The organism is Paraflavitalea pollutisoli (assembly GCF_029360705.1).
GTDB classification, from domain to species: Bacteria; Bacteroidota; Bacteroidia; order Chitinophagales; family Chitinophagaceae; genus Paraflavitalea; species Paraflavitalea pollutisoli.
The window spans coordinates 2241384-2265536 of the sequence record NZ_JARKMX010000008.1 but is presented as its reverse complement, the minus strand read 5'-3'; the positions used below and the strand labels follow the sequence as shown (position 1 = coordinate 2265536).

The window sequence follows — 24153 nt, the reverse complement described above, 5'->3', positions numbered from 1 at the left end:
GTTCCCTTTTCAGAGCGCCTTCCTCGGGAGGCGCTTTTTGTGTATGGAATGGGATAGTTGTGCGGCGGCCTGGTGTCGCGATAAGTGTCATAACGTATATGAAACTTATCAGTGTTCCGCGAAGGACTCATTACACGATCATCGGTTGGCTTGTGTCCAGGCCGGTAGTAGTTATAGCGATGTGGCTTTGGCCGTCCTGCCTGTACGCCCAGACTCCTCCTTACGAACTGGGGTTTATTCCTGCTTCCGTTGAAGAAATAGACGTAGCCTTTCCCCTGGTGAATAAATGGCATTTGTCGGGCCAGGCAGATGTACAACTGGTAACGCAGGGCGCCTATACCAATTCAAATCCTTTTGCATATGCCCAGCGGTTCGTGTTTCGGCCCTGGTTGATATACTCCGGGTTCAATCACATGACTTTTTATGCGGGCTATGCACGAAACAAGAAGTATGCGATCAAAGAGGCGGGGAACCCGGAGATACTGGAGCACCGGATCATTTTGATGGGAACGTATTCACAAAAGCTGCCCAAAGGAAGTATGTTTGAGCAGGTACGGTTTGAGACCAAATTCTTCGAGGACCAGAACGGCGTACATCAAACCATCCCGCGCTTGCGCGCCAGATTTGGCGTCAATCATTTTCTGCGGCAGGGTGCCAGGTCTGCAATACAACAGCATAATGTCTCCTATTACATCGAGCTGATGCTCAAATTCCCTTCTAAAGATTATGCGAAGTCACGCTTCGATATTTTACGACAATCGGTGTATTACTCAGCGGGGCTGACCAAAAACCTGACCATGCTGGCCGGTATCATCGGTCAAATGCAATTGCGGACCAACGGCAAACAATTCGATGTGTACTGGGGGCCGACGGTTGCCCTGAAATGGAACTTCCGACCACGTGGCCGTGAAACCTTCGATCATATCGATGGAGGGGCAGACTAGGCGGACTTTGGTAATTCCTGCGTGACAGAAACCAACGGTAAGTTGCCCAGTGTGATGATGGCACCTCCTGTTGGCCGGTTGTCGATGGTGATGGCAATGTTCAACAGTTTGCAAAAGTCACCAATAAAATAATAGCCATAACCGCTGTTCTCCTTTACAGTTCCCAGGCTGTTGAAGGACTGTTGGGTGATCTTGCGCACATGGGCAAGGGCTATTGGGTTGAATCCACGACCTGTATCACTGACGGTTATTGATGCGGTATCGCCATTCGTCGCGACCTGTAGGGTGATGATCCCCTGCCGGGTATGTTTGTTGGCATTATCGACCAGGTTGCGCAGGATGATGAGTAACAGTTGCCTGTCTGATCGGATGGATACAGCCGGGGCGCTAACTATTTGCAGTGTGTTGCCTTTTGATCGTAGTTGTTCAGCTACAAACTCGTTGACATCGTTGAACAGGGAAGACAACAGCACTTCCTGCTGTTGTACCGAAAAATCTTTATTCAAGCTTTTGATCCAATAACCAAATTCCTGTAAAAAACGATGCACCGTGCGCGAGGTCTTCAGTAATTCACCACTTAATTCGGCCGCAGGTTGATCGCTGGAGCGCAGCGATTGATCGTGCAAAGTTGCCGATACATCTGCGAAGAATCGAAGCGGCGATTGCAGGTCGTGGGTGATGGTCATGGACAGCATTTCCAGTAGGCGGCTATAATGAGCCAACTCATTTTTGGATAACTCCAGGCTTTGCACTGTCGATTCCAGCTGGCTGATCAGCTTCAACTGTTCCCGGGTGCGGAATGCGACTTCGCCTTCGAGTCTTTTTTGCTGGCGGTTCATAAAGCGAAATCGGTATCGTACAATTGACCATAGCAACATCAACACTGCTAGCGTCAGTAATGCAACAAACCATCTTGTTTCATAAAAAGCAGGCCTTACGATAAACTCCTGGATGGCCATGGTCACGTTGTTGCCGAAACCAGTGCGTTTCCTAAATTGCAGGGAATACTTTCCGGCACTCATCCTTTCGAAACTCAGCAGTCCGTCAGCAGGTAATCTACGCCAGCTGTTGTCCATGCCTGCCATCCGGTATTCGATGACGTGATTGTGGTGATTGCCATAAAAAGGCGAAGAGACAGCGAACTGCAGGAGGTGAGTGCCTGATGGAATTTCCATGGATTTGCCATCCAGTAGTAAAACGGTGGAGTCGGCCAATACCTGGTCTATGTGTAGTTGATTGGCGGATAAGATAGGTTTGATCGATAGCGGATCAAATTGAACCACCCCCCGCATGGAAGGAAAGGAAAAAATGCCGCTGTTGGTCCGGATGGCGGCTGGAAAGCATCCGCCATTAAACTCATTCGTCAGAAAGCCATTGTCTGTATTGTAGTAGTGATAATAGATGTCTTGCTGGCTGCCGGACATGTACGCCCGCAGGTCTTGTGTACGGGCCTGGAATAGCCCTTTATTGGTACTCATCCAGGTATAGCCATGGTCATCCTGCATAAAGGCATGGACTCCCTCCATGAAGCCGCTGGGGTCAGTAGGGAATTTGGTGAGCCGATCATTTTTCAAAGCATAAAAGCCATTGCCATAGGTGCCGATCCAGAGTATGCCTGTCGAGTCGAGGTATATGGTACGTATGCCCTTGTTGCGCAAGGCCGGTATTGGCCCTATGCGATTGCTGGCCACATCATATCGGGCAAGCCCTTCGTGCCCGGCTAACCAAAACAGTTGCGGTGTGATTTCCTGCATAGCTTGTACGGCGATATGCTCCTGGGGTGACGGTGCAGGTTTCCAACTGATCGCGCTGTCTTTCAACTCGCCCAGGAATTGGTCTTCCGTCCCGACCCATATGCGGCCATCACTGGATTGAAAAAGACAGGTCGTCGATAAGCGGGGATGTGGCAGGAAACCATTTTGCCGAAAGTTGCTATCGAAGAAGATGAGCCCGTTGCGCGGTCTGTCGTACCATTTGGTGAGGATGTAGCCACCATTCTGCAGGTGTAAAATGGTTCTGCTGCGGAAGTTGCCAAAAGCCGGGGGCTGATGGATGGTGAGAATGCCCTTTTCTGTTACCACATCATGGCTGCCTATGGGTGCCTGTGCATAAAAAACGTTGTTGGGTGTACCCGGAAACAGCTTGGTGGTAAATTCTTTGCGTGAGAACTGATAAAAACCATCGGTCAGCGTACCTATAAAGAAAATATGCGGATTGGGTGTTTCCTGGATCACCGTCACCATGCCCAATCGACCTATGTATTTAATGTCCCTGACTGTAGTTTGTGGTTGACCACCTTCCAGGGTTATCGAACCAATATGATTTCCCCATTGCAGGTATAGTTTTTTGGTGTCCCAAATGATCCTCGCTACAGACTGACTATCGGTCAGCGGCGGAAGTCCGGTTAGCGTTATTCGTTGAAAATGATGCAGGGCCGTATCGCAAACCACCAGTTCGTGGTGACGATTGAGCCAGTAATAGTAGTTCCCGATGCTGGCATAGCTTTTGGCGGAGCGCAGCAGGTTGTCTTGCCAGTGAGGCGTGATCCAGTCGGGTTGTTTACGGTCGCGTACCAGCTGGTAGCAGGCATTGTAGATGGTTTCCTGCGACAGGTGTGGAGCGCGGTCTGGCGCAGCTGGGTAGGGAAGGAGGCTATCGTAGCCCGCCGGCCTGTAGTGGCGATCTTTGCCCCGGTACATAATAATGGTATCGTTGTTCAATTGCCCAAGGGAGGAGGGCCGTTGGCGGAAGCGACTACCGTCGCGTAATTTGTCGTAGGTGTGAAAGTTCTGTCCATCAAAGCGCAGCAGGCCTGATTCAGTAAGCAACCAGAGATATCCTTTGGAGTCGAGCTGCATGCCTTTGATGCTGTTTTGCGGAAGTCCGTTTTCTGCGTTGTAGTGGCGCAGAAAATAGCGGCTTGAATCCTGCCCATACATGGGCCAGGTAAACAAGGCAAGCAGCATAGCTGTCAGCACGGGGCAGATGTGACGTTGGCGGAGGCGTACGATCAATGGTTAAAGATTATGTTCGGTCGGGTAACGGTCTCAGAGAGTCGGATAGTCGGTTTCGTAATTGTTATGACACGAATTTAGTTGATTAGATGACAAAATAACCTGACAACCTGCTCTATATCATAAACACAGTTTACCAATTAATAATTCCTGTCAGAATCGATGTCCGGGTGGGGTAGTAGACCTGGATTTGAATTGTCTAAGACTGAAAAAGCTGGGTGTTGCCGGATATAGGCGGGTACGGTAGTGTTCTTGCCCGGCAGCATCAAGGGATCACGCGAATAAGGGTATGACCACCTATCTTTGCGGCGATCTCAACGTATTCGCTATGGCAACAAACACCCCCCGTAAATGGTCAGTCAGCAGTTTTATTCACCAGGAATTCTCCGGGGCCATCGTCCTGTTTGCCTGCGTCGTATTGGCCATCGGTTGGGCCAATTCACCCTGGAGCGACAGCTATCACCATTTTTGGGAGACGCGGTTTGCGGTCAGCTTTGACGACTACCGGCTCGATCAACCCTTGCACAGCTGGGTCAATGACGGCCTGATGGCCATCTTCTTTTTTCTGATCGGATTGGAGTTGAAGCGGGAATTCATGGCCGGCGAGTTGTCGACGGCGCAGAAAGCCACCTTGCCCGCCGTAGCTGCACTCGGTGGTATGCTGGTGCCGGGCTTGATCTATTTCCTGATCAACCGGGGCACGCCTTCTGAAGGTGGCTGGGGAATACCCATGGCCACTGATATTGCGTTTGCCCTGGCACTCATCTCTCTGGCGGGTAAACACATTCCCGCTTCCCTTAAAGTATTCCTATCGGCACTGGCAGTAGCAGACGATCTTGGTGCGGTATTGGTGATCGCTTTTTTTTATACGGCTAAGATCGCGCTGGTGCCCTTATTGATCGGCAGTGGCCTGCTGTTGGTGCTGGCTTGGGGCAACCGGATGGGGGTTCGCAGCCTGTTATTTTATGGCGTCATTGGTATGGCCATTTGGATCTGTTTTCTCCTTTCCGGCATCCACGCTACGATCGCCGGTGTGCTGGTTGCCTTTATGATCCCCGCACGTACCCGGATCAATGAAGACGAATACATGGACAGTATGCTACGGCTTACCGAACAATTTAGGCATGCTGACCGGTTGAATAGTCCCCTGATCACCCGCGACCAATTGCTGCTGATTGCCGAAGCTAAACAGGTGAACCTGGATGCAGAAACACCCTTACAGAAAATTGAATATGCCTTACACCCCTGGGTGACTTTCGTGATCATGCCTTTGTTTGCGCTGTGCAACGCGGGGATCCCTATCAAAGCCGATTTCTTTTCACAACTCGCCAACCCCGTGAGCGTAGGGGTAATGGCCGGTCTGGTGATCGGTAAATTCACGGGCGTATTTCTCTTTACCTGGATCATGGTCAAATTAAAACTCTCCTCGCTACCCCTCGGTGCCCGCTGGCCACAGATGGCAGGCGTTGCTTTGCTGGCGGGTGTTGGTTTTACGATGTCGTTGTTTGTAACGGAACTGGCTTTCGAAGATTCCGTGCTGATCGATTACTCCAAATATGGGATCCTGCTGGCGTCCATTGTATCAGGTGCCTTCGGCCTTTTCGTCCTGAAAAGGTCGGCGCGTCGACCAGGTTGAACCTCCGATAGATATTGCCGATGTTGCACCGTCTTACAAATAGGTGCGTGGGGTAGGCGGCAAAGCCTGCCCATCCGTGTCTTACGGGTGTGTTTTATCGGATTTATCAAAAAACTTATTATTTATGAAACTGTTTTCCACATCTCGGTGGGGCGGCGTCTGTATGCTGCTATCGGGCATGCTGTTATCGCTCACCACGCAGGCTCAAAAGAAGCCCAATATTCTCGTGATCTTTGGTGATGATATCGGGGTGCCACAGGTAAGCGCCTATACCATGGGTATGATGGGGTACCGTACCCCCAATATCGACCGTATCGCCAAAGAGGGTTGTCTGTTTACGGATGCTTATTCTCAAAACAGTTGCACGGCGGGCCGAGCATCATTCATCCTGGGCCAGGAACCTTTCCGTACTGGGCTTCTAACCATCGGTATGCCGGGCGATCCCCATGGTATCACCGACTGGATGCCTACCATTGCTGACGTTATGAAAGGACAAGGCTATGCGACCGGCCAGTTTGGAAAGAACCACCTCGGTGACCAGGACAAACACCTGCCGACCAAACATGGCTTTGACGAATTCTTTGGCAACCTGTATCACCTCAATGCCGAGGAAGAGCCGGAAGGATACTTCTATCCGAAAGACCCTGCTTTCAAAAAGAAATTTGGTCCGCGTGGCGTGATCCGCTCTACCGCTGATGGTAAGATCGAAGATACCGGTCCCCTCACCAGTACGCGCATGCCTACAGTCGATGAAGAATTTCTTGGTGCTGCCAAGACTTTCATCGACCGGCAAGCTAAGGCCAACAAGCCGTTCTTCGTGTGGTTCAACAGCACCCGGATGCACGTGTTCACACACCTGAAAAAAGAGTCACTGGGCAAGACCGGCGTAGGCATCCATGCAGACGGTATGGTAGAGCATGACGGCATGGTGGGTGAGTTGTTGAAACAACTGGATGACCTCGGCATCGCCGACAATACGATCGTCGTGTATACCACTGATAATGGCGCGGAGATCGCCCTTTGGCCTGATGGGGCGATGACGATGTTTCGTGGTGAAAAGGGAACTACCTGGGAAGGCGGTTTCCGTTGCCCCATGATGGTGCGTTGGCCTGGTCATATAAAACCTGGCATGGTATCCAATGAGATCATCTCATTGATAGATTGGTTCCCCACCCTGGCAGAGGCAGCCGGAGCCGGTGATATCAAGGCAAAAATGAAAACCGGATTCAATACAAATGGCAAGACGTTCAAAGTACACCTCGATGGTTATAGCTTTTTGCCCTATCTAGAAGGCAAGACTACCAAAGGCCCTCGCGATGTCATCTATTATTTTGACCAGGGTGGTAACCTGAATGCGTTACGCTGGAACGATTGGAAGCTTTCTTTTGCCACCTCCGACGGTAATATCGCCACCGGTACCCGCAAGGTTTCAGCCTGGGCATTGATTGCCAACCTGCGGATGGATCCTTATGAAAAGGGATTGGAGGAAGGTGGCGGTGCAGTTGATTTTCTCGCGCGCAATATGTGGCTATTGGTGCCCATTCAGCAAAAGATCAAAGAATTCTTCAGTGATTTCGACCAGTTTCCCTATCAGGCTGGTAGTACACTCAATCCCAGTGGAATAGGGTATGGCTTATTGCGACAGCAGGACGCGTTGAAGCGACTGAAAGAAGTGGAGGGCATGTCGACCCCAAGAAATTGACCCGCATAGGGGAAATCCGATTTCCTATTTGTTGTCTGTGTATAGAAAAGGCTGTTTCCGCAAAGGAAATGGCCTTTTTGTTGGGGGTGGCGGAAAGCTGCTCCTTCAGGTGTCTTACAGGTAGATGAGAAGCCTATACTTATTGTGGATATGTTTTCTGTTGGCCCGCTTCGTCGCCGCGCAGGATACGCAATACTGGACCCAGCAGTTCGGCACGCGCTCTGCCTTGATGGGCGGCGCCGTAGTTGGCGGGGTGAAAGACAATACCGCCATCTTCTACAATCCCGGCGGTATGGGCTTCATCGACACAACGTCGGTATCTATCAATGCCAACCTGTACCGGTTTGAAAATATCAATATTGAAAATGCCCTGGGCCAAACCAAGGGATTCAAGAGTGCGGGTTTCACCTCATTTCCTGTATTGGTTTCCGGTATGGTTGCCACCCGCAACCCAAGGCTTAAATTGGGATATGGCCTGGTGGTGCCTGTCGATTTCAGTTTCAAGGCAACGGCTCGGGTGGATGGCGATTATGCGGTGGTGCCCGACGATGAAAGTCCCGGACTGGAATCTTTCATTGGGCAGGTTGCCTTTAATTCGCGGGTAAACGAAACATCGGTGGGGTTGGCCATTGGTTACCGGCTGGGACAGCATTTTTCTATAGGGCTTACCAATTTATTTTCCCTCCATAGTCAATCGTTCACCAAAGCATCTCTATCGCGCTTTTACCTGAATACAACCGACCGCCGGTTGGTGAGCAGTGATGTGATCCAGAACTTCAGCTACAACAGTTTTCGCTACAACGCGCGTCTCGGGCTTACCTGGTTGAGTAAAAACGTTTCCATCGGCCTGGTCGCAACCAGTCCGGGGTTGCGTATGTTCGGTAAAGGCGTTGTGGCGGTCGATATTACTGCCAATGACATCAAATACAACGGTAACCGCATCGACCTACTGGCCAATGACCGGCAGGGAAAACTAAAAGCCGATTTTAAATCTCCATTCATGGTAGCAGCCGGCATCAATATACGTTTTCACCGTTCGGAAATTGGTGTAGCCACGCAATACAATGCGGCGCAGGATGTGTACGATGTACTGCAGGCGAAGCCGGCTGCGTTTGTGCGGCCGCCGGAAATTTATCCCAACCTGGGCAGTGATGAATTCATGCGCGTGAAAGGGGGTGCCAAAGCAGTGTGGAATGTCAGCGTGGGATATGAGTATTTGTTAAGTGATGTCGTGACGCTGAATGCCAGCGTACGATCAGACAGGAGCTATTTTGATAAGGATGTGCTGGCCACCCGCGGCATCAAACCGACCATCTCCACCTGGGATATCTATCATTTTGTAGGAGGCGCCACCCTGCGCAGCCGCCGAAGCACGTTGAGCCTCGGCGTGTTGATCGGTTCTGGCAAGGATAATAACCGCGAGCAGGAAGGGAACCTCAGCACGCCTTCCGAAGATAATTTCCTGTCGGGTTCTACGACGATTACCCAGGCCACCTATCATTCCATCGGACTATTGATAGGGTTCACTTTCAATTTTAAAAAGCCTTAAAAGACTTCAAATTCATACTTATGCAATGTAGATCAGTGTACACCTTTTGGGTAGGTATTATTGTGCTGGCCTTTGCCAGTTGCGCTGGTGACAATTCCACGGGCAGCAAGCCGGATACGTCTACCAGCGAGGCTGACCCACTGCCTTCCTGGAATGAAGGGGCGGCGAAGAAGGGCATTATCGATTATGTGCGGGCAGCTACCGATTCGGCGGGTGGTCAGTTTATCCCGGTGCCAGACCGCATTGCGACTTTCGACAACGATGGTACGTTGTGGAGCGAACAACCGGTGTATTTTCAACTCTTCTTTGCGATCGATCAAATAAAGGCCATGGCGGCCAGTCACCCGGAATGGAAAAACCAGCAGCCTTATAAGGCGCTGTTGGAAAATGATATGGGTACCTTGATGAAACAGGGGGAAAAGGGATTGGTAGAGATCATGATGACCAGTCATGTGAACAATACCTCGGATGAGTTTGCTGCGACCGTAAAGCAATGGGCCGATACGGCCCTGCATCCCACAAAAAAGAAGAAATATACCGAACTGGTGTTTCAACCCATGCTGGAACTGATCCACTACCTGCAGGCTAATCACTTCAAGACCTTTATCGTTTCGGGTGGGGGTATCGAATTCATGCGCCCCTGGGCCGAGCAGGTGTACGGTATTCCCAAAGACCAGATCGTGGGCAGTAGCATTGGCACGGCGTATGATTACAACAACGGTAAACCAGTATTGCGGCGACTGGCGAAGATCGATTTCATCGATGATAAGGTCGGCAAGCCGGTTGGCATCAACCGCTTTATCGGACGCAAACCCGTGTTTGCCTGTGGCAATTCAGATGGAGACCTGCAGATGTTGCAGTGGACAGATAGTAATCCATTGAAGAGTTTCAAGCTGTATGTTCACCATACCGACTCTACACGAGAGTGGGCTTATGACCGGCAATCTCATATCGGTACTTTGGACAAGGGCTGGGATGAAGCGGTAGCGAAGGGCTGGACGGTAGTAGATATGAAGAGTGATTGGAAGGTGATCTATCCTTTTGAACGTTAAAGCAGCTGCCTGATGAAAACATCATGGACATATGGCAGGCTGATTAGCTATGGTGTGACGCTGTGTTTACTACTGGCGGGAATCGGCATGAAAGCGCAGGAAAAGGAGGCATTCCGCCCGAAACACAGTCTTGGGCTGAACATTGGTCATGAACATTCCTTTCATGGTATCAATGAAGATGGTAGCAGCAAAACAATCATCCTGCCTTACTGGGGATTCGACTACAATTTTCAGTTTGCCCGGCATTGGGGGATGGGTGTGCATGTAGATTATATCAACGAAGAGTTTGAAGTGGAGAAGAACCTGGAATCGGGCGAGGAGTTGATAGAACGAAAGCGCCCCCTGGCTCCGGCATTGATGGCTTTTTACAAACCCACTGAACGGTGGAGTTTTGCCTTGGGGGCAGGTGGTGAATTTTCCGGTGGGGACAATTACTTCCTGAACCGGTTGGCCATTGAGTACGGGGTTGAGATCAGGAAGGGATGGGAAGTTTATGGGGTTTTACAATACGATATCCGGTGGAAGGCTTACGATACCTGGACGATTGGTTTGGGGATCAGCAAGGAGCTGGGCAAAAGCAAGGAATGATGGATAGGTTCCATACTTTGTTGATCCGAACAATTTGTTGCTGCCTGGTGATACCGGTTGGCTGGCAATCGGCGTTGGCGCAAAAGGAGATGGACTCGCTACCGAAGGCAACGGTGCAGTATGGCTCGAAAGGTTTTGAGTTCAATACGACGGATAATAAGTTTCTGCTTCAAATACAAAGCCGGCTGCAATTCCGGTTTGCTACACCGGAGGATGAGGATCCGGTGACCTTCGATGATTTCAGTGGTGAGAAAAAGCCGGTATTTAAGATCAACCGGGCACGTCTCAAAGTAGGTGGCCATGCTTTTGTGCCCTGGCTGAAGTATTACTGGGAATATGAATTGAGCCAGTCGAATTTGCTCAACTATACCATTAAGGTGGAGAAGTGGGACTGGCTGAAATTGCAGGTAGGGCAATGGAAGGTGGAATATTCCCGGGAGCGTCGAATCAGCAGCGGCGAACAACAAATGATAGACCGATCGGTGATCAACCGGCCTTTTACTGTTGACAGGCAGCAAGGGGCTGAGCTATATGGCCGGCTTAAAGGAAGGGGCGTGGCTGATTTTAATTACTGGCTGGCTGTGGCGACTGGTACAGGCCGGGGCAATACCGATAACGATGACAATCACCTGATGTACTTCGGCCGCGTTCAATGGAATTGTTTTGGTCGCTACCTGGATTTTGAAGGCAGTGATCTCGAGATCCATCAGGAACCTGCGGGTGTGGTGGCAATATCGGCCGTGACCAATCGAAGTCCGTATACCCGTTTTTCGCAGGCTGGTGGGGGCTCGCTGGAAGGATACGAAGATGGTCAGCCTGCTCAATACCGGGTAAACCAGGCCAATATAGAAACCGCTTTTATGTACAAAGGGTTCAGTTGCCAGGCAGAGGGGCATTGGAAAGAGATCATTGATAAACTGAATAGTGATGAAACCGATGAATTATATGGTTACTACTGGCAATTGGGCTATTTCTTTCACCAGTCACTCGACTGGTGGCCTAAACCGCTGGAGCTTGCTTTTCGCAATGCCGGTTACCGGCCAAATCGTGCTGCTGACGCTACGCGCAAAACAGAGTGGTCGGGGGCGGCCAACTGGTTCTTCAAAGGGCATAAGAATAAATTGACCTTTATGTGCAGCCATTATAACTACGATAAAACGGGTGGCATCCCCGCCACCCAATGGCGTTACCGGTTACAATGGGATATATCCCTGTAGCCAGCTGCTCTACTTATTTTCTTTCTTAGTTGATTCAGATTGTAACAGGAAGTTGGTGATGATGGCTTTCAGCCGGGTATTTTCCTGTTCCAGTTCGTCGATGCGTGCCTGCATTTTTTCGAGGTGGCGGGTAGCGTGTGAGGCTTTCAGTTGAAGCTTCCAGCGTGCGTACACACTGTACGAAAGATTGTACTCCTGTAGCACTCGTGCAACGCCGAGTTCCTGCGCCTGCGCGATTATGAGCAGTTTTTCATCGTTGGTGAAAGATCGCCGCTGCGCTGTCATGTGGGTGATTTTGTTAGCGTATGTGCATGCTGCGAGGCCCGTAGTGTTTCGTATAAGACACTGGCCGGGCTTTGTTGCCTCCAATCAATGCAATAAATATAGCAGTCTGTTAGTCTATGAAGCCATTGGCCTCCAGCAATTTTACCAGTGAAAGAAGATTCTCCACATGCAATTTGTCGAATATGCGGTTTTTATAGGTCACTACGGTGCTGTAGCCGATGTTCAATAGCCGGCCGATCTCGGGTAACGAGGTTCCTTTCTGCAAAAGCCTGGCAATCTCCATTTCCCGGGTAGATAATTGGTTGAGGGGATTGGCCTCCTGGTTGCCCTGCAATTGATTCACCATGATTTCCGCCAACTCGGATCCAATGTATTTTTTGCCTTCCAGAATCGTGTTGATGGCTTGTACGATCTGTTCATTGGTGGCCGATTTGTTGAGGAAGCCGTGGGCGCCGGACTGCAGGCTGCGCACACCATAGGTGTGGGCGGGATATGTTGTAAAGATCAGCATTCGGCACTCGGGATCGGTCGTTTTGATCCAGGGAATCAGGGAGGCAAAATCTGTGTCGGGCATGTTGATGTCGAGTATAGCCAGGTCGTAGTGGTTGCTTTTGATCAGCTCTGCGATCTCATAACCATCACTGGCTTCATCGATGGCCGGCTGAATGAATTGTTCGCGCAGCAAGTTTTTGATACCTGATCGTACAATACTGTGGTCGTCGGCTAAAAGGAAATGCTTCATGTTGTTGACTTGTCAGGTTAGTGTTGTGGTACTGGTAAAGTACAGGTGTTGAATAGCGTTGGTCCTATTGCGTGATGAGTGCGGGGAGCGGATAGCCGATGTCGTAGATTCTATGACACGAATTTACTTGTTTAAATGACAGATAAGCCAGTAATCAAGGCTTAAATTTGCCTGTATTCATGCTAGTTGGCGCATTTTAATGCCCAAAAGGATGATGTTCCTCTCTCCACGACTACTGATACGCTACAATGATCTATTTCTGCCCGTTTTACCGTATTTATAAAAACGAGCAATATTCAGCTTTACGTGTTCAATATATTGTAACCTTAATTCAATACTATGTCTATGTACTTTACATCTACTTCTTCGTGGAATCCGGACAGCTGGCGTGATGAGATCCTTTATCCTGTACAGGAAACTGCCACACGCAGAATTGCTTACAGGCCGCTCTCGCTGAGCGACGAGGCCGCAACCAATATAGCCAACCAATTGGCTACGCTGATGGAAGAGCAAAAGCCTTTTTTACAGGTTGGTTATTCGTTGAAAGCAATGAGCCGGGCTATTGGCATTCCGTACTACCTGTTGTCGTTTTACCTGAACCGGCAGGCGGGTATGCGGTTTACGGATTACCTCAATCAATACCGGGTGGCTTATTTTGTAGACCTGGTAGCGAAAGGTGAACTGAATAACCTTACGCTGAGCGGTATTGCGGCGCATTGTGGTTTTCAGAACCGCAATTCACTGGCGATGGCCGTAAAGCGTTTTACGGGAATGACGCCCTCTGACCTGGCGCGGGGTAACAAAATGGACCATTAAATAAAATCCTGGGCGAAAGTCTGTTCACCCTGACCAGTCAACACGCTAGCGGGTGTTGACTGGTCAGGGCTTTTATTTACATACTGGTTTCCGTTATGTAAAAAATACGAAGTAGTGTGCGTAAAAATACCTGTAGTTTATGGTGTTTTCTGAAGATTATGTGTATCTTGCCCCTGCTTAATTGATTGAAAGTTGCTGAGTCGTCTCATTTCCACTCATTTACCCTTTTCGTTGACAATTCCCTTCGTTTGTTTCGCACTGTAAGTCGTTTGTTGTGTGTCCTGCCGCCGAGGTATTGGGCATCGTACGATCTTGCCATCGAATGACCGTTCAAAAGGTGCTGTCCCTGGGGGGAGGAATGATTCTATTTGCCAAAACATTGTCAGATAGCCAGGGACACCCTTTTTAAATTATTGAAGCCACGCGCTGAAGCGCAATAGTACCCGGATGGCAATCCGTTTTTTTTATGCCCCTTTTTGCCTGCTGCGCAGGTATTCGGACGGACTGACGCCGGTCATTTTTTTGAACGCAATACTGAAAGTATTGCGGTTGTTGAATCCACATAGGGATGCGAGGCCATTGATGTTGAGGTGATCGGTCTGATTGCTGGCGATCATATCGAGGCAGTATGCGATCCGTTGCTGGTTCAGGTAGTCATTGAAGTTGCTGCCGTTCACGTTGTTGATGAAAGCCGATAGTTTATGTGGAGGCATACTCAGTTCATCGGCCAGTTGCTGCAGGCTGTAATCTCCATCCAGGTAGGGCTTTTTTTCCTGCATGACCCGGGCCATCTCCCGGTTGATCGACTCGATGTGGTCGTCTGAGAAAGACGGTTTGGGATTGGAGGAGGGTTCCCGGACCAAAGGAGCCGTGGCGGTGCCGTACAATATCCTGGGATACATGATGAGCGTGATACAGGTAAGGATCGACATGGTGGCCGGCGGCACCACGCTGGCCCATACGGATGGTTTTTGGGTAATCTGCGTCAGCAAGGCGGGAATGAAAACCGGTACCTGCAGAGTGGTATAAATGACCAGCCACCGGGTATATCCCGGGAACCGGGGCTGTTGTTGTTCCGTATACAACACGAGGGTGTGTACCTGCATGATCCAGTACAGTGCCATCGTGAGGCAGGTCGCGGGTACGTGAAAATTATCGGGGAAGATCCAGCCGCCCCAGATGGGGATCATCGCTTTTACCCGTGACCAACCCATAGGGTCGGTAGGGCGGATGCCATGCCCCTGGATGAAGTAGGGCAGGTAGTCGATAAGGAATACCAGTAGCGGCAGCAGGTGTACCAGGTCTTTCCAGCCCACCGGTTTTGCATCGTATAGGTACCGAACGTAGAGATAGGGCATGGGCAAGTAGATCAACCAAAGGATATGGGGGATCTTGTACCAGCGATGGTCTGCTTCCTGCGGATGTGCCATAAAGAAAAGCCCGAGACCAAAACAGAGCGCTAACAATACATAAGCTGTACCCAGCAGGCGATGGCCATACCTGACGGTGTGTGGTGGGCGTACGAGTAATATGAACCCGGTAAGAGCACACAATACAAAGGCCATACAGGACAGTAGGCCAGGTTGCAGGGCGATCAACAACATAGGCTCCAGGTGATTTCGATTTCTGTATGAGGGACAAGAGCACAACACACCTGAATGTCTGGCAAGGCAATCAGTGATGAAACAGTCGATTCGTACTTCCTGATACTCGACCACTTGCGTTGTAGCAGCGGCCGGGTTGCAAGGTAAAAACTATCGGGTCTATGCGTGGGGTAAAATGAGCAAACGGTAGCGGGATTTGATAATAGTCAAGCGGGGGTTACAGGCAACCGTTTGAGAATGCGGAAAATACGGTGGTGGATTTTCTTTCTTATTTACATGACCGGTAGTTACCTGGATATTGGCCTGGGCTGTACACTGGAATAAGGTTGTAACATTTATCGGGTGAAAGAGTAGGATAAACCGAAGACAATCCCATAGTCGAGGGTAGCCGCGTTGATGCCTGGTGGCTTGGAGTCGTAGTTGTCGTAAAGGGTAAGGGTCACGCTAAAGTCGGTGATGACTTTCCAGGTGAGTTTTATCTGTCCATCGTGCCGCACACGGCCTTTTGTAGACAAACTGAAATAAACGTTCTGTGTGCTGGACAAATCCATTTCGGGTTTACTGAAACTAAAAAAGTTGAAGGTGTTAACAAATGGTATTTCCACCTGGGTGGGAGAAGTTACGCCTTCTGTATTCAATTCCTGGTTGAGCACTATGCCGCTTCCTGTGCGTAGGCGCACATGATTGGTGGAAATGATCGAATAGGTAAAGCCCAATCCCTCCTGGTAACGGCGTGCCAAGCCCAGTTCGAGGTTACGCTGGTATTGCAGGAATGCGACTGCTTGCCAACGGGTATTGATAAAATAAGAGCCGGTCAGGGTACCTGTAGCATTGTCGCGGGTCCAGCCGGTGTCGGTTTGGGTAATTATGGTTGAGTAGGATGAAGATAGTTCAAGTCTCCGTGTGGTTCGTTTTAGTGAAAAGTCGCCGTTGAGGCGACCGATCTTGCTGGAACGGGTAAATGAGTAGCCGACCGAAGCTGATCCATCCCATTGCGCTGCCTTGGGATTCTTGAAGGATGACAGATTGGCGATGTCTTCTAATGCTATGGAAAGGATCGTGTCCTGATTGGCGATCCGGATATAGCCCGGCATGGTGTCTTCCAGTATGCGGGAGTAGTAGACTTTTTTATGGGTTGTCTCAATACGGTAGTAGTGCGATGCTGCCCGCAACGTTCGAATCTTGGTGGTCTTTATGTTGACCAATCCTACATCATCGGCATCGATGGTCAGTTTGCCCAGGGTGATGTTTTTTAGTTCGCCGATGAGCACCGATTGGTTGTATAGGAACAGCGTATCCTTCACCTGTGCATTTAATACAAAGGAGATCGATGAGGCGAGAACACTAAGTGTCCAGTTTCTGATATAAATGGATAGCATCAAGGATGGGGACACCAGCAATTCTATAAACACCCCAGTTACAGCCCGATTAATATGCCTGAATTTGTAAGTTGTGTCGCACCTAAACAGGCAAGGCTTCCAATCGGGAAGCCTTGCCTGTATTTTATGAACTACTGCTATTTTACTTTAATCACAGGCTTTAATTTATAGTTGCCCGTACCTTCCTGGATGACAGACATGGCCGCATCGAAATCAATGACCAATGAGTCAAGGTGTGCATGGAGTTGTTTGTCCAGTTTAATCTTTAAGCCAGATTCGCTACCGCTGGGTATGGTCAGGGGATATATTGTATTGGCAATTTTAATACTATTTTGAGTGCCCAACACAAAACGTATCTCTTTCAAGCGACCGGTGGGTACAATGCTCTGTGCAATGAGGGTATCAATGCCATTTTGATAATCCAGCAAATTATAGATACCCGCTCTTGTTTCCAGATTAACCCAACCACTGGAGTCGTCTTGCAGGTTTATACGTACCTGGCGAATGTCTACGTTGACTTCGGAAGCATCATAAGGGTTGTCAGTGAGCCGGATCCGGAGATCTGTAGTTGTTTCTTTGTCCTTTTTGCAAGCAATTGTGATGATTGTCAATAAGGCTGCAGGGATTAGGATGTGCAATGGTTTCATAAGTAGAAAATTTGACTGCGAAGGCGTAAAAATCATGCCAGATTTAGGGCGATGTGAAGCTAATGAATTCAAAATCAGTTATTAACTGTATGATTCGCAGCGACTAAGGTGAATGGGTAGAAAAGGTGCTATGATCTTTTAATAATATTTTCTATTTTGTTTGACAAATCTGTAACCCATGAAAGAACAGCTACTTTCATCTGATTCATTTATTTACATTGGCCGGTCATTATTTCCCGGACCGCGAGAACAGGAATGTTACCTGGGCTAAACTTATAACAATTACTCACTTCTGTGTGCTAGCCGGTTTATCGATCGGCGGGGCGATGTATTGTCTTGAATTGGCTGAACACGCCACTCGGATCCGTACACCAGTTATCATTCATAAAATCTCTACTTATGAAGAAAGCAGTGTTATTTTTTATTTACTGTTGCTTAACGATCGGGCTGTCAGCCCAGATCACAACACCGATCACCCGTGCAGGATTTGAGGTAGATGGCGGGTTGCGTGCCAACCTTTTTGGTGGCCCTGGCATATCAAATGGTGACGACTGGTATACTGATGGCGCTGCTGGTAGCGGCATCTTTGTCATTGACACCACAGGCGCCCATTATATCAATCAATTGTACCTGACGAACCCAGCCACGCGCATGTTGCCGTTATTCAGGGGCATGAGCTATCCACAGTTTTCGCTCGTCAACAACCGCATGCTTATCGATGCAGTATTCATACGAGACCACCATGGTGCAGATTCCACCACCTATGGGGCGGGATCTAACAAGAATGGAATGAATCCGGCAGATTGGGCGCCGGTATTCGTGCAAAGTGTTCCCAATAAGAACGATATTCTCGATATGTTTATGCATGTGCGTCGGGAAGGGGCCAATACAACGGACTCACTCTGGCTGTTTGGTGGTGTATCCCTGGAAGGTACCGGCGGCAACCGTTACTTCGATTTTGAGATGTACCAGACAGACATTTATTACGAACGATCGAGTTTGACTTTTAAAGGATACGGACCGGATGAAGGCCATACAGCCTGGCAGTTTGACGCGCTTGGTAATGTTACCAAGGCCGGAGACATCATCTTTACTGCCGAGTACGGCGGATCGGGGTTGAGCAACCTGGAAGCCAGGATCTGGGTAGACCGTAGTGCGGTTACCACAGTGTCTCCGGTGGCTTTTGCCTGGGGCGGCTCAATTGATGGTGGTACCGGCAGTTCCACCTACGGCTATGCTAATATATTACCGTCTACGGCCGGCACCTTTTATACCGGCCTGCAATGTGCCGACAATACCTGGGCGGGGCCGTTTGGCCTTGTAAGGGTGGACAACAGTGTCGTAACTCAATATGAAGCGGCACAGTTCCTGGAGTTTTCAGTTAACCTCAGTAAACTCGGTGTCGATCCGCTGGTCAGTGTAGGTGATGCCTGTAAAATGCCATTCCGCCGTATATTGGTAAAGTCACGTACGTCGAGCTCGTTTAGTTCGGAGTTGAAAGACTTCGTTGGACCGTTTGATTTTTTCCGTGCTCCTATGGCCTCTGCGTCCGCAGATATACCATTGTTTTGTGGTACTACCGGCATTAGCACGATCAGTGTGGCCACTCCCTTGCTGACTTCTCTATATACCTGGTCCACCTCCGATGGCCATTTTGCGAGTGATACCATCGGTCCGTCTGTCTCGGTAGATCAGCCAGGTACTTACATCGTGAGTCAATTACTCATGGATAGTTGCGGTTCCACTTATGCAAAAGACACAGTGGTGGTGACACTCGATCCATTTTGCACGCTGCTGCAACAAAAGGATGAGCGTGGCAAGTTTACTTTGAATCGTATTCCTGACAAAAGGATAGTTAAGCTTCTGTCCAATCCTGTTTCCCATCACCTTCGGTTGGGTATTGGTACACCCTTCACCGAAGAAATGGTGGTGCAGATCTATGACATGAATGGCCGCGTGTTGCTGCAGGAGAAAACACGTGTCACCAGCGGGTCCGTTTTGGTGGATTTACCTTGTCCCGTGCGTTGGAACAACGGTGCTTACATCGTAAAGGTGCTGTTGGGGCCGCAGGTGTTCTCCGAAAAAATGATACTTACCAGATAGTATTGGTTTTAATGAACATTGTGTATGACGGCGGCCATAAATGGTCGTCGTCTTTTTATATCCGGCTAATCCTTTCCAGCCGGTAAAGGGCTGCTGCCGTATATAAAATCAGGAGCAGGAGGAGGTGAATGAAGTGGTAGCCGTTTTGGAAAAGGGTGCCGCCTGCCTGCACGATGGATTGGTACATATTGATGAAGGGCGTGGTGGGTAACAGGGCCGATAGCCATTGCAAAGGCTGGGGAATATTTTGCAGCGGGAAGGTATACCCGGTAATAAGGAAAAAAGGGTAGGTGGAAAAAGCCATGAACTGCACGTTGAGGAGTGGATCTTTGAACAGGCTGCCGATCCATTGTGCCATCGGGATCAACGTGAGTATGAATAATGCGAAAGCTCCGGTCAGGTGCCATCCATTGCCACGCATAGGCAGTTCAAGCAAGGTGTAGTTGACCGTCATGAAGAAATACGCGTACACGGCATACAGGAGGATGTAGAACAAACCCTTGCCCCAGAGTGCCGCCGACAGACTGTAACGGGCGGTGGCCATCCAGGTGCCCACCCGGTTTTTCTTTCTTTCGGCGGACACGCTGGCCGAAAGGCCGATCAATAAGGTTTGTTGCAGGATGAGGGCCAGGAGGCCCGGCAGCAGGAAGGCTCCATAACTGCTACGACTGTTGAAGAGTGGCCGGTAATCGAGGTTGACGGGCATCACCTCCTGCATCGATGCACCGGTGTTCATGCCTTCCGATTTTTGCAGGTATTGCAGGCGTACGCCTGCTCCGATGGTCAGGCATGTTTGATTGATGCTCAGGAGCAGGTCGCTGGAGGGCAGGAAACGCGCCGCATTGAGGGCCACTACGACATGTGCCTGCCGAAGTGTCTTTACCCGTTGTTCCAGTCCTTTTTCGATGTATAAGAATCCCTGGCATTGTCCCTGGTACATAGCTTCCTTCGCATCTTCGATGGTGGGTACCATAAAGACGGCGGTTACCTGCGCATAGCCTATTTGTTGAGCAAGTAGCCTTGACAGGCTGGTACGGTCATCATCCACGATGGCGAGTTGAACCCCTTCCTCCTCTTTATAGGTATAGATGCTGCCGTAAAAGAAGGCATACAGCAAGGGGGCAATGAGCAAGGTCAGCAACAGACTATGGTCGCTGCCGATGCGGGCTGCTTCGCGTTTTGTCAGCTGCCAGACTGTAAATATGGTATTATTGGATAACAAGCCGGTAGCGGTTGATTTGTTGTTGGTATAGGAGGATGGCTATCGAAAACGTGATGGCGATAAATAACAGCAGGTAACCCATTTCGGTGCGGGCGTAGTGCAACGGCAGGTCCATGTAATAGATCTTGAAGAAGCCATCGAGAAAATGGGTATAGGGCATGATGTTGGCGTAATACTGATCGTACCAGGGCATGGCCCAGCGTGGAAAAGTAAAGCCACTGAATACAAATGCCGGTGATGTATAGAAAAGAGCCACATCCGTAGCCAGCATGGTATCGGTAAACAAGGCCGACAGCATACAACCAATACCGATGCATGCGAGGCTTAAAAACGTATACAATACAAAAAACTTTCCATTGGCAATCGGAAGGCCCAGTTGGAAGTAGGGAAATATCACATAGGCTACCAGAATGAAGTTCAGCCAAGCTACGACCAGGTGCGAGAGGGTTTTGCCGGCGATGATGGTCGATGCCGATCCTTTGGAGAGGCGCCATAATTCCTCCCGCGACTGAGTGGTCGTCTCGTAATTAAGCAGCAATACACTGACCATGATCATGATCATTTGCAAGCCTACGGTGATAAGGCCCGGTACCAGGTATTGCTGGTAGTTATAGGTTGGATTGTAGAGTGTGTAGGGGACCAGGGCAATGGGCTGTACCAGAGCCAGGGCTTTTCCTTTATCCATACCCGTTTTAACGAACTTCTGCAAAATGACCCCTGACCCGGCAGTAATGATCACCTGCGCTGCTTCTTTATAAATGAGTTTAGCCGGTACCACCGCGGCTGCATTGGTATAGACGACTACGTTGACAGGGTGGCGGCTTTTGATATCGCGTTCCATATGCTGCGGAAAATGAATGGCGCCCATGATCTCCCCTTTAAGAACCAGGTCCTGGAGTTCACCCAAACTGGATACCTGTCGCGATAACTGAATGGTTGCTACCTGTCCAAGCAAGAAGGTAAACTGACGGGATACGGCAGAGTGATCTTCATCCCAGACAGCTACGGGCAGGTGATCGGCCTGCTGTTCATCGTAGATAAAAGCATACAGGAAGAACAGTAAGGGCGGAATCACCAGCAATACCAGGCAATGCGCCGGCAATACCAGTATCCGTTTCCACTCGCGCCATATGATCCTCAGGATAGTCATGGTAGTTGTAGCGAGGCCGTCATGCCGGAGCGCAGGCCATTAACGGTGTTGGGTTGACTGGGTTTGAATTCTATGGTGAAGGTGCGCAGCTCGAATTGTCCTTTGTCTTTGGACGGCACCCAATTGGCAAAAGTGAGCGATGGCGCGATACTGGTGACAGTGACCGGAAAGGTTTCCGGACTGCAGCCCGGTACGCGAACGGTGGTGGTTGTGCCGGGCCGGAAGGCTGCTGCCTGGTCTTGTCTGATATTGAACCGTAGCACAAAACTGTTTTCTTTTTCCACGCTCATGATGGGATAACCGATGGAGACGATCTCGCCCTGGTGAATGACGAGCGACGTGATGACGCCATTGGCCGGGGAATAGATGCGCGTATTCTCTTTCAGTACTTTGGTGAGTTCATAGGCTTGCTCTGCCTGTTGCACGATGGCGCGGGCGCTTCTCAATAGTTCGGGACGCGTACCTTTTTGCAGCATCTCGAGGTTGAGTTTAGCGGTTTCCATTTCTTTCTGTGCCGCCTGGTATTTAAAGAAAAAAATATCACGTTCCTGCCCGCTGATGACATCGGCATTGTACAGACGTTGCATACGCTGGTAGGTTTTGCTGAAGAGGTCATATTGATCTTCGGCGATCTCATACAGTTTGCCGGTCGCACCTACCAACTCCTGCCGTGGGCCTGCCTGCAGCAATTCGAGTTGCCCTTTGGCCGCATCTACAGCGGCGAGGGCTTGTGATCGGATAGCTTCGATCTCGTTCGTGCGTAGTACTCCTAGTAGTTGTCCGGCTTTCACCGTATCGCCCTGCGCTATGAAGAGGCTGTCGAGGCGGCCCGGGAATTCGGCGGCGACATCTACGCTGGTGGCATCGATCATACCAATGGGGGCATCATTGGTGCTGCCCGAGCGGCGGAATAGGAACCAGATGGCAATTGCCAGGATGAAGAGGGGGATGAAAAGGGCCCAGTATTGTCTGAAGAATGCATTCATGGATTGACTATTTAGTATGTCTTTATGGAATGGACTCGGTGAGGCGTTTGGGGTCGCCATAGATATTCCAGTAAGTGGCCAGTGCGATATAGTATCCCAGCAGGGCGGTGTAATAAGCCTTGTCTACTTCACCTTGTATCAATACCACCTCATTGAGGTCTTTGAGAGAGCTTAGTTGATTGTCTACCCGCTCCTTAATGAGTCGCCGGGTGGTGGCAATATCCGTACGCGCGCTATCGGCCGTGCTGATCTCGTTGTGGGCTGCCGCCACTTTGTTGCGTGCCACCCGCAGTTGCAATTGCAGGGTTTCCCGGGTGTTTTCTGCGGCCAACTTTACTTCCTGTACCAGCTGCCGGGCCGCCTGTTTGCGCTTGTGCGTTTGGGTACCACTGAATAGGTTCCATTGCATTTCTACGCCTACCATCCAGGGGGCAATCGTGATGGGCAGGTCATTTTGGTAGAGATTGAGGTTGCCTATGGCAAATATATTGGGCAGGTTAAAAGAGCGGGCGATCGTTTCTGTCGTCTGTGCCGTAGCGATTTTGCTTTTCACCAGTTGATAGGCAGGATGCTGTTCATAAACCTGCTGGTCATCGGCGAATGTATTGACGGATCGATAACGTAGGGTATCAGTAATGGTGAGGGATGAATCGAGCGGAATGCCGATGAGTTTGTTGAGCTCGAGCTGGGCGTTTTGTCTATCCATCAGCAGATTGTTGTATGCTGTGCGTGCCTGCGACAACAAAACTTTCGTCCAGCTTTTCTGGTAAGGGGGGAGTATCTCGTTTTTGACCAGTTCTTCTCCGTAATCCCGGTTTCTGGTAAAGGCATCGACCAGATTACGCTGGGTCCGCAGCAGGGTATTGATGTACAGTATCCGCACGTATTGCACGGCAATCGCGTACTGTACATCTTTTTCGACGAGGTCGGTATTGATATGTCCGGCGACGACTTCCGACTCGGCGAAATTGCGCGCTGCAGTCAGTTTATTACCCAGGTAGATGGGTTGCCGTACTGCGAGTCCCGCCAGAAAATAAGATTGTTTGGATAGCGGTGGATTATAGTCGGGGTATACGGCACCCAAAATGTTTTTTGAGGTGTTGTACAGGCCATCCTGGATATTTTGGGGCAATGGGTTGCCTGTGATCTCCTGGAAAACGGTATTTGCCGCATTGACGGCTTGTTGGGAGCTGCCATCGAGTATACCGTTGCGTACCTGTTGCAGGTTCACTTCGAGTGGCCGGCTTAGGTAGGTGTAGCTGGCCAGGGCGTCTATCTTTGGCAAATACCGCTGCTTCTCAGCTGCCAGGTTGTATTGCCGTGCCAGCAGGGAGGCGCGGGATTGTTGTACCAGGCTGTTGCGATTGCCCGCCAGGGCAAAGCATTGCTTGAGGCTGACTGGTTGTGCCAGGAGCCAGACGGGCAGCAAGCCCAGGAACAGCACAATGGGTGCTATAGGTTTCATACGCTCGGTGATTTATCGTGAACTGGTTATGGGGCGGGGCGTATGAGACGAG

The 24153-nt window shown here is 50.0% G+C and carries 19 protein-coding genes; 9 read left to right on the top strand and 10 right to left on the bottom strand.

The features are described 5' to 3' along the window. The first annotated feature begins 98 nt into the window (after nucleotides 1-98). A complete protein-coding gene (locus P2W70_RS22800; RefSeq protein WP_276483843.1) occupies nucleotides 99-944 on the top strand; it encodes a DUF2490 domain-containing protein in 846 nt (281 codons plus the stop codon). Here P2W70_RS22800 and P2W70_RS22795 read toward each other — a convergent pair. Then, nucleotides 941-3958 carry a sensor histidine kinase gene (locus tag P2W70_RS22795; protein WP_276483842.1) on the bottom strand — a complete coding sequence of 1006 codons (3018 nt, stop codon included), beginning with the start codon at nucleotides 3956-3958 and terminating at the stop codon, nucleotides 941-943. The two genes, P2W70_RS22800 and P2W70_RS22795, sit on opposite strands and share 4 nt — an antisense overlap. A gap of 328 nt (nucleotides 3959-4286) precedes the next feature. On the opposite strand from P2W70_RS22795, the gene nhaA reads away from it, so the two are divergent. From nhaA to P2W70_RS22765, 6 genes are all read left to right on the top strand, one after another. Beyond that, nucleotides 4287-5594 carry a Na+/H+ antiporter NhaA gene (gene nhaA, locus P2W70_RS22790; protein ID WP_276483841.1) on the top strand — a complete coding sequence of 436 codons (1308 nt, stop codon included), beginning with the start codon at nucleotides 4287-4289 and terminating at the stop codon, nucleotides 5592-5594. Nucleotides 5595-5718: 124 nt separating this feature from the next. After that, nucleotides 5719-7296, top strand: coding sequence for an arylsulfatase (locus tag P2W70_RS22785; protein WP_276483840.1), 1578 nt, complete (start codon nucleotides 5719-5721; stop codon nucleotides 7294-7296). A 124-nt stretch (nucleotides 7297-7420) separates the two neighbouring features. Then, complete coding sequence (locus P2W70_RS22780; RefSeq protein ID WP_276483839.1) at nucleotides 7421-8845, top strand: OmpP1/FadL family transporter; 1425 nt, start codon at nucleotides 7421-7423, stop codon at nucleotides 8843-8845. Nucleotides 8846-8865: 20 nt separating this feature from the next. After that, complete coding sequence (locus tag P2W70_RS22775) at nucleotides 8866-9897, top strand: HAD family hydrolase (protein WP_276483838.1); 1032 nt, start codon at nucleotides 8866-8868, stop codon at nucleotides 9895-9897. 12 nt (nucleotides 9898-9909) lie between these two features. Continuing rightward, complete coding sequence (locus tag P2W70_RS22770) at nucleotides 9910-10485, top strand: hypothetical protein (RefSeq protein ID WP_276483837.1); 576 nt, start codon at nucleotides 9910-9912, stop codon at nucleotides 10483-10485. Next, nucleotides 10482-11702 (top strand): porin, encoded by a 1221-nt coding sequence (locus tag P2W70_RS22765; protein WP_276483836.1) that lies wholly within the window; start codon nucleotides 10482-10484, stop codon nucleotides 11700-11702. Before P2W70_RS22770 ends, P2W70_RS22765 begins: the two co-directional genes overlap by 4 nt. Before the next feature lie 9 nt (nucleotides 11703-11711). Here the strand turns inward: P2W70_RS22765 and P2W70_RS22760 are convergent, their stop codons facing one another. Further along, nucleotides 11712-11987 carry a transposase gene (locus P2W70_RS22760; RefSeq protein ID WP_276483835.1) on the bottom strand — a complete coding sequence of 92 codons (276 nt, stop codon included), beginning with the start codon at nucleotides 11985-11987 and terminating at the stop codon, nucleotides 11712-11714. 109 nt (nucleotides 11988-12096) lie between these two features. Further along, complete coding sequence (locus P2W70_RS22755) at nucleotides 12097-12729, bottom strand: response regulator (protein WP_276483834.1); 633 nt, start codon at nucleotides 12727-12729, stop codon at nucleotides 12097-12099. Between the two features lie 339 nt (nucleotides 12730-13068). On the opposite strand from P2W70_RS22755, the gene P2W70_RS22750 reads away from it, so the two are divergent. Then, nucleotides 13069-13545: a helix-turn-helix domain-containing protein gene (locus P2W70_RS22750; RefSeq protein WP_276483833.1), complete on the top strand. Its 477-nt coding sequence runs from the start codon at nucleotides 13069-13071 to the stop codon at nucleotides 13543-13545. Nucleotides 13546-14009: 464 nt separating this feature from the next. On the opposite strand, the gene P2W70_RS22745 is transcribed toward P2W70_RS22750, so the two are convergent. From P2W70_RS22745 to P2W70_RS22735, 3 genes are all read right to left on the bottom strand, one after another. Then, nucleotides 14010-15149 carry a helix-turn-helix domain-containing protein gene (locus P2W70_RS22745; protein ID WP_276483832.1) on the bottom strand — a complete coding sequence of 380 codons (1140 nt, stop codon included), beginning with the start codon at nucleotides 15147-15149 and terminating at the stop codon, nucleotides 14010-14012. A 335-nt stretch (nucleotides 15150-15484) separates the two neighbouring features. Then, complete coding sequence (locus tag P2W70_RS22740) at nucleotides 15485-16528, bottom strand: DUF481 domain-containing protein (protein ID WP_276483831.1); 1044 nt, start codon at nucleotides 16526-16528, stop codon at nucleotides 15485-15487. 137 nt (nucleotides 16529-16665) lie between these two features. Continuing rightward, complete coding sequence (locus P2W70_RS22735) at nucleotides 16666-17175, bottom strand: DUF4382 domain-containing protein (RefSeq protein ID WP_276483830.1); 510 nt, start codon at nucleotides 17173-17175, stop codon at nucleotides 16666-16668. A gap of 399 nt (nucleotides 17176-17574) precedes the next feature. On the opposite strand from P2W70_RS22735, the gene P2W70_RS22730 reads away from it, so the two are divergent. Further along, entirely contained in the window at nucleotides 17575-19278 is a 1704-nt protein-coding gene (locus tag P2W70_RS22730) for a T9SS type A sorting domain-containing protein (RefSeq protein ID WP_276483829.1), read from the top strand. Nucleotides 19279-19333: 55 nt separating this feature from the next. On the opposite strand, the gene P2W70_RS22725 is transcribed toward P2W70_RS22730, so the two are convergent. From P2W70_RS22725 to P2W70_RS22710, 4 genes are read right to left on the bottom strand one after another with little or no spacing between them, the layout of a single operon-like run. Further along, on the bottom strand, nucleotides 19334-20500 hold the full coding sequence (locus P2W70_RS22725) for an ABC transporter permease (protein WP_276483828.1): 1167 nt from the start codon (nucleotides 20498-20500) through the stop codon (nucleotides 19334-19336). Further along, nucleotides 20487-21650, bottom strand: coding sequence for an ABC transporter permease (locus P2W70_RS22720; protein WP_276483827.1), 1164 nt, complete (start codon nucleotides 21648-21650; stop codon nucleotides 20487-20489). Before P2W70_RS22720 ends, P2W70_RS22725 begins: the two co-directional genes overlap by 14 nt. Further along, nucleotides 21647-22636: an HlyD family secretion protein gene (locus P2W70_RS22715; protein ID WP_276483826.1), complete on the bottom strand. Its 990-nt coding sequence runs from the start codon at nucleotides 22634-22636 to the stop codon at nucleotides 21647-21649. Before P2W70_RS22715 ends, P2W70_RS22720 begins: the two co-directional genes overlap by 4 nt. Nucleotides 22637-22658: 22 nt before the next feature. Then, nucleotides 22659-24101, bottom strand: a complete 1443-nt coding sequence (locus P2W70_RS22710) for a TolC family protein (RefSeq protein ID WP_276483825.1) — start codon at nucleotides 24099-24101, stop codon at nucleotides 22659-22661. Between the last annotated feature and the right edge of the window lie 52 nt (nucleotides 24102-24153).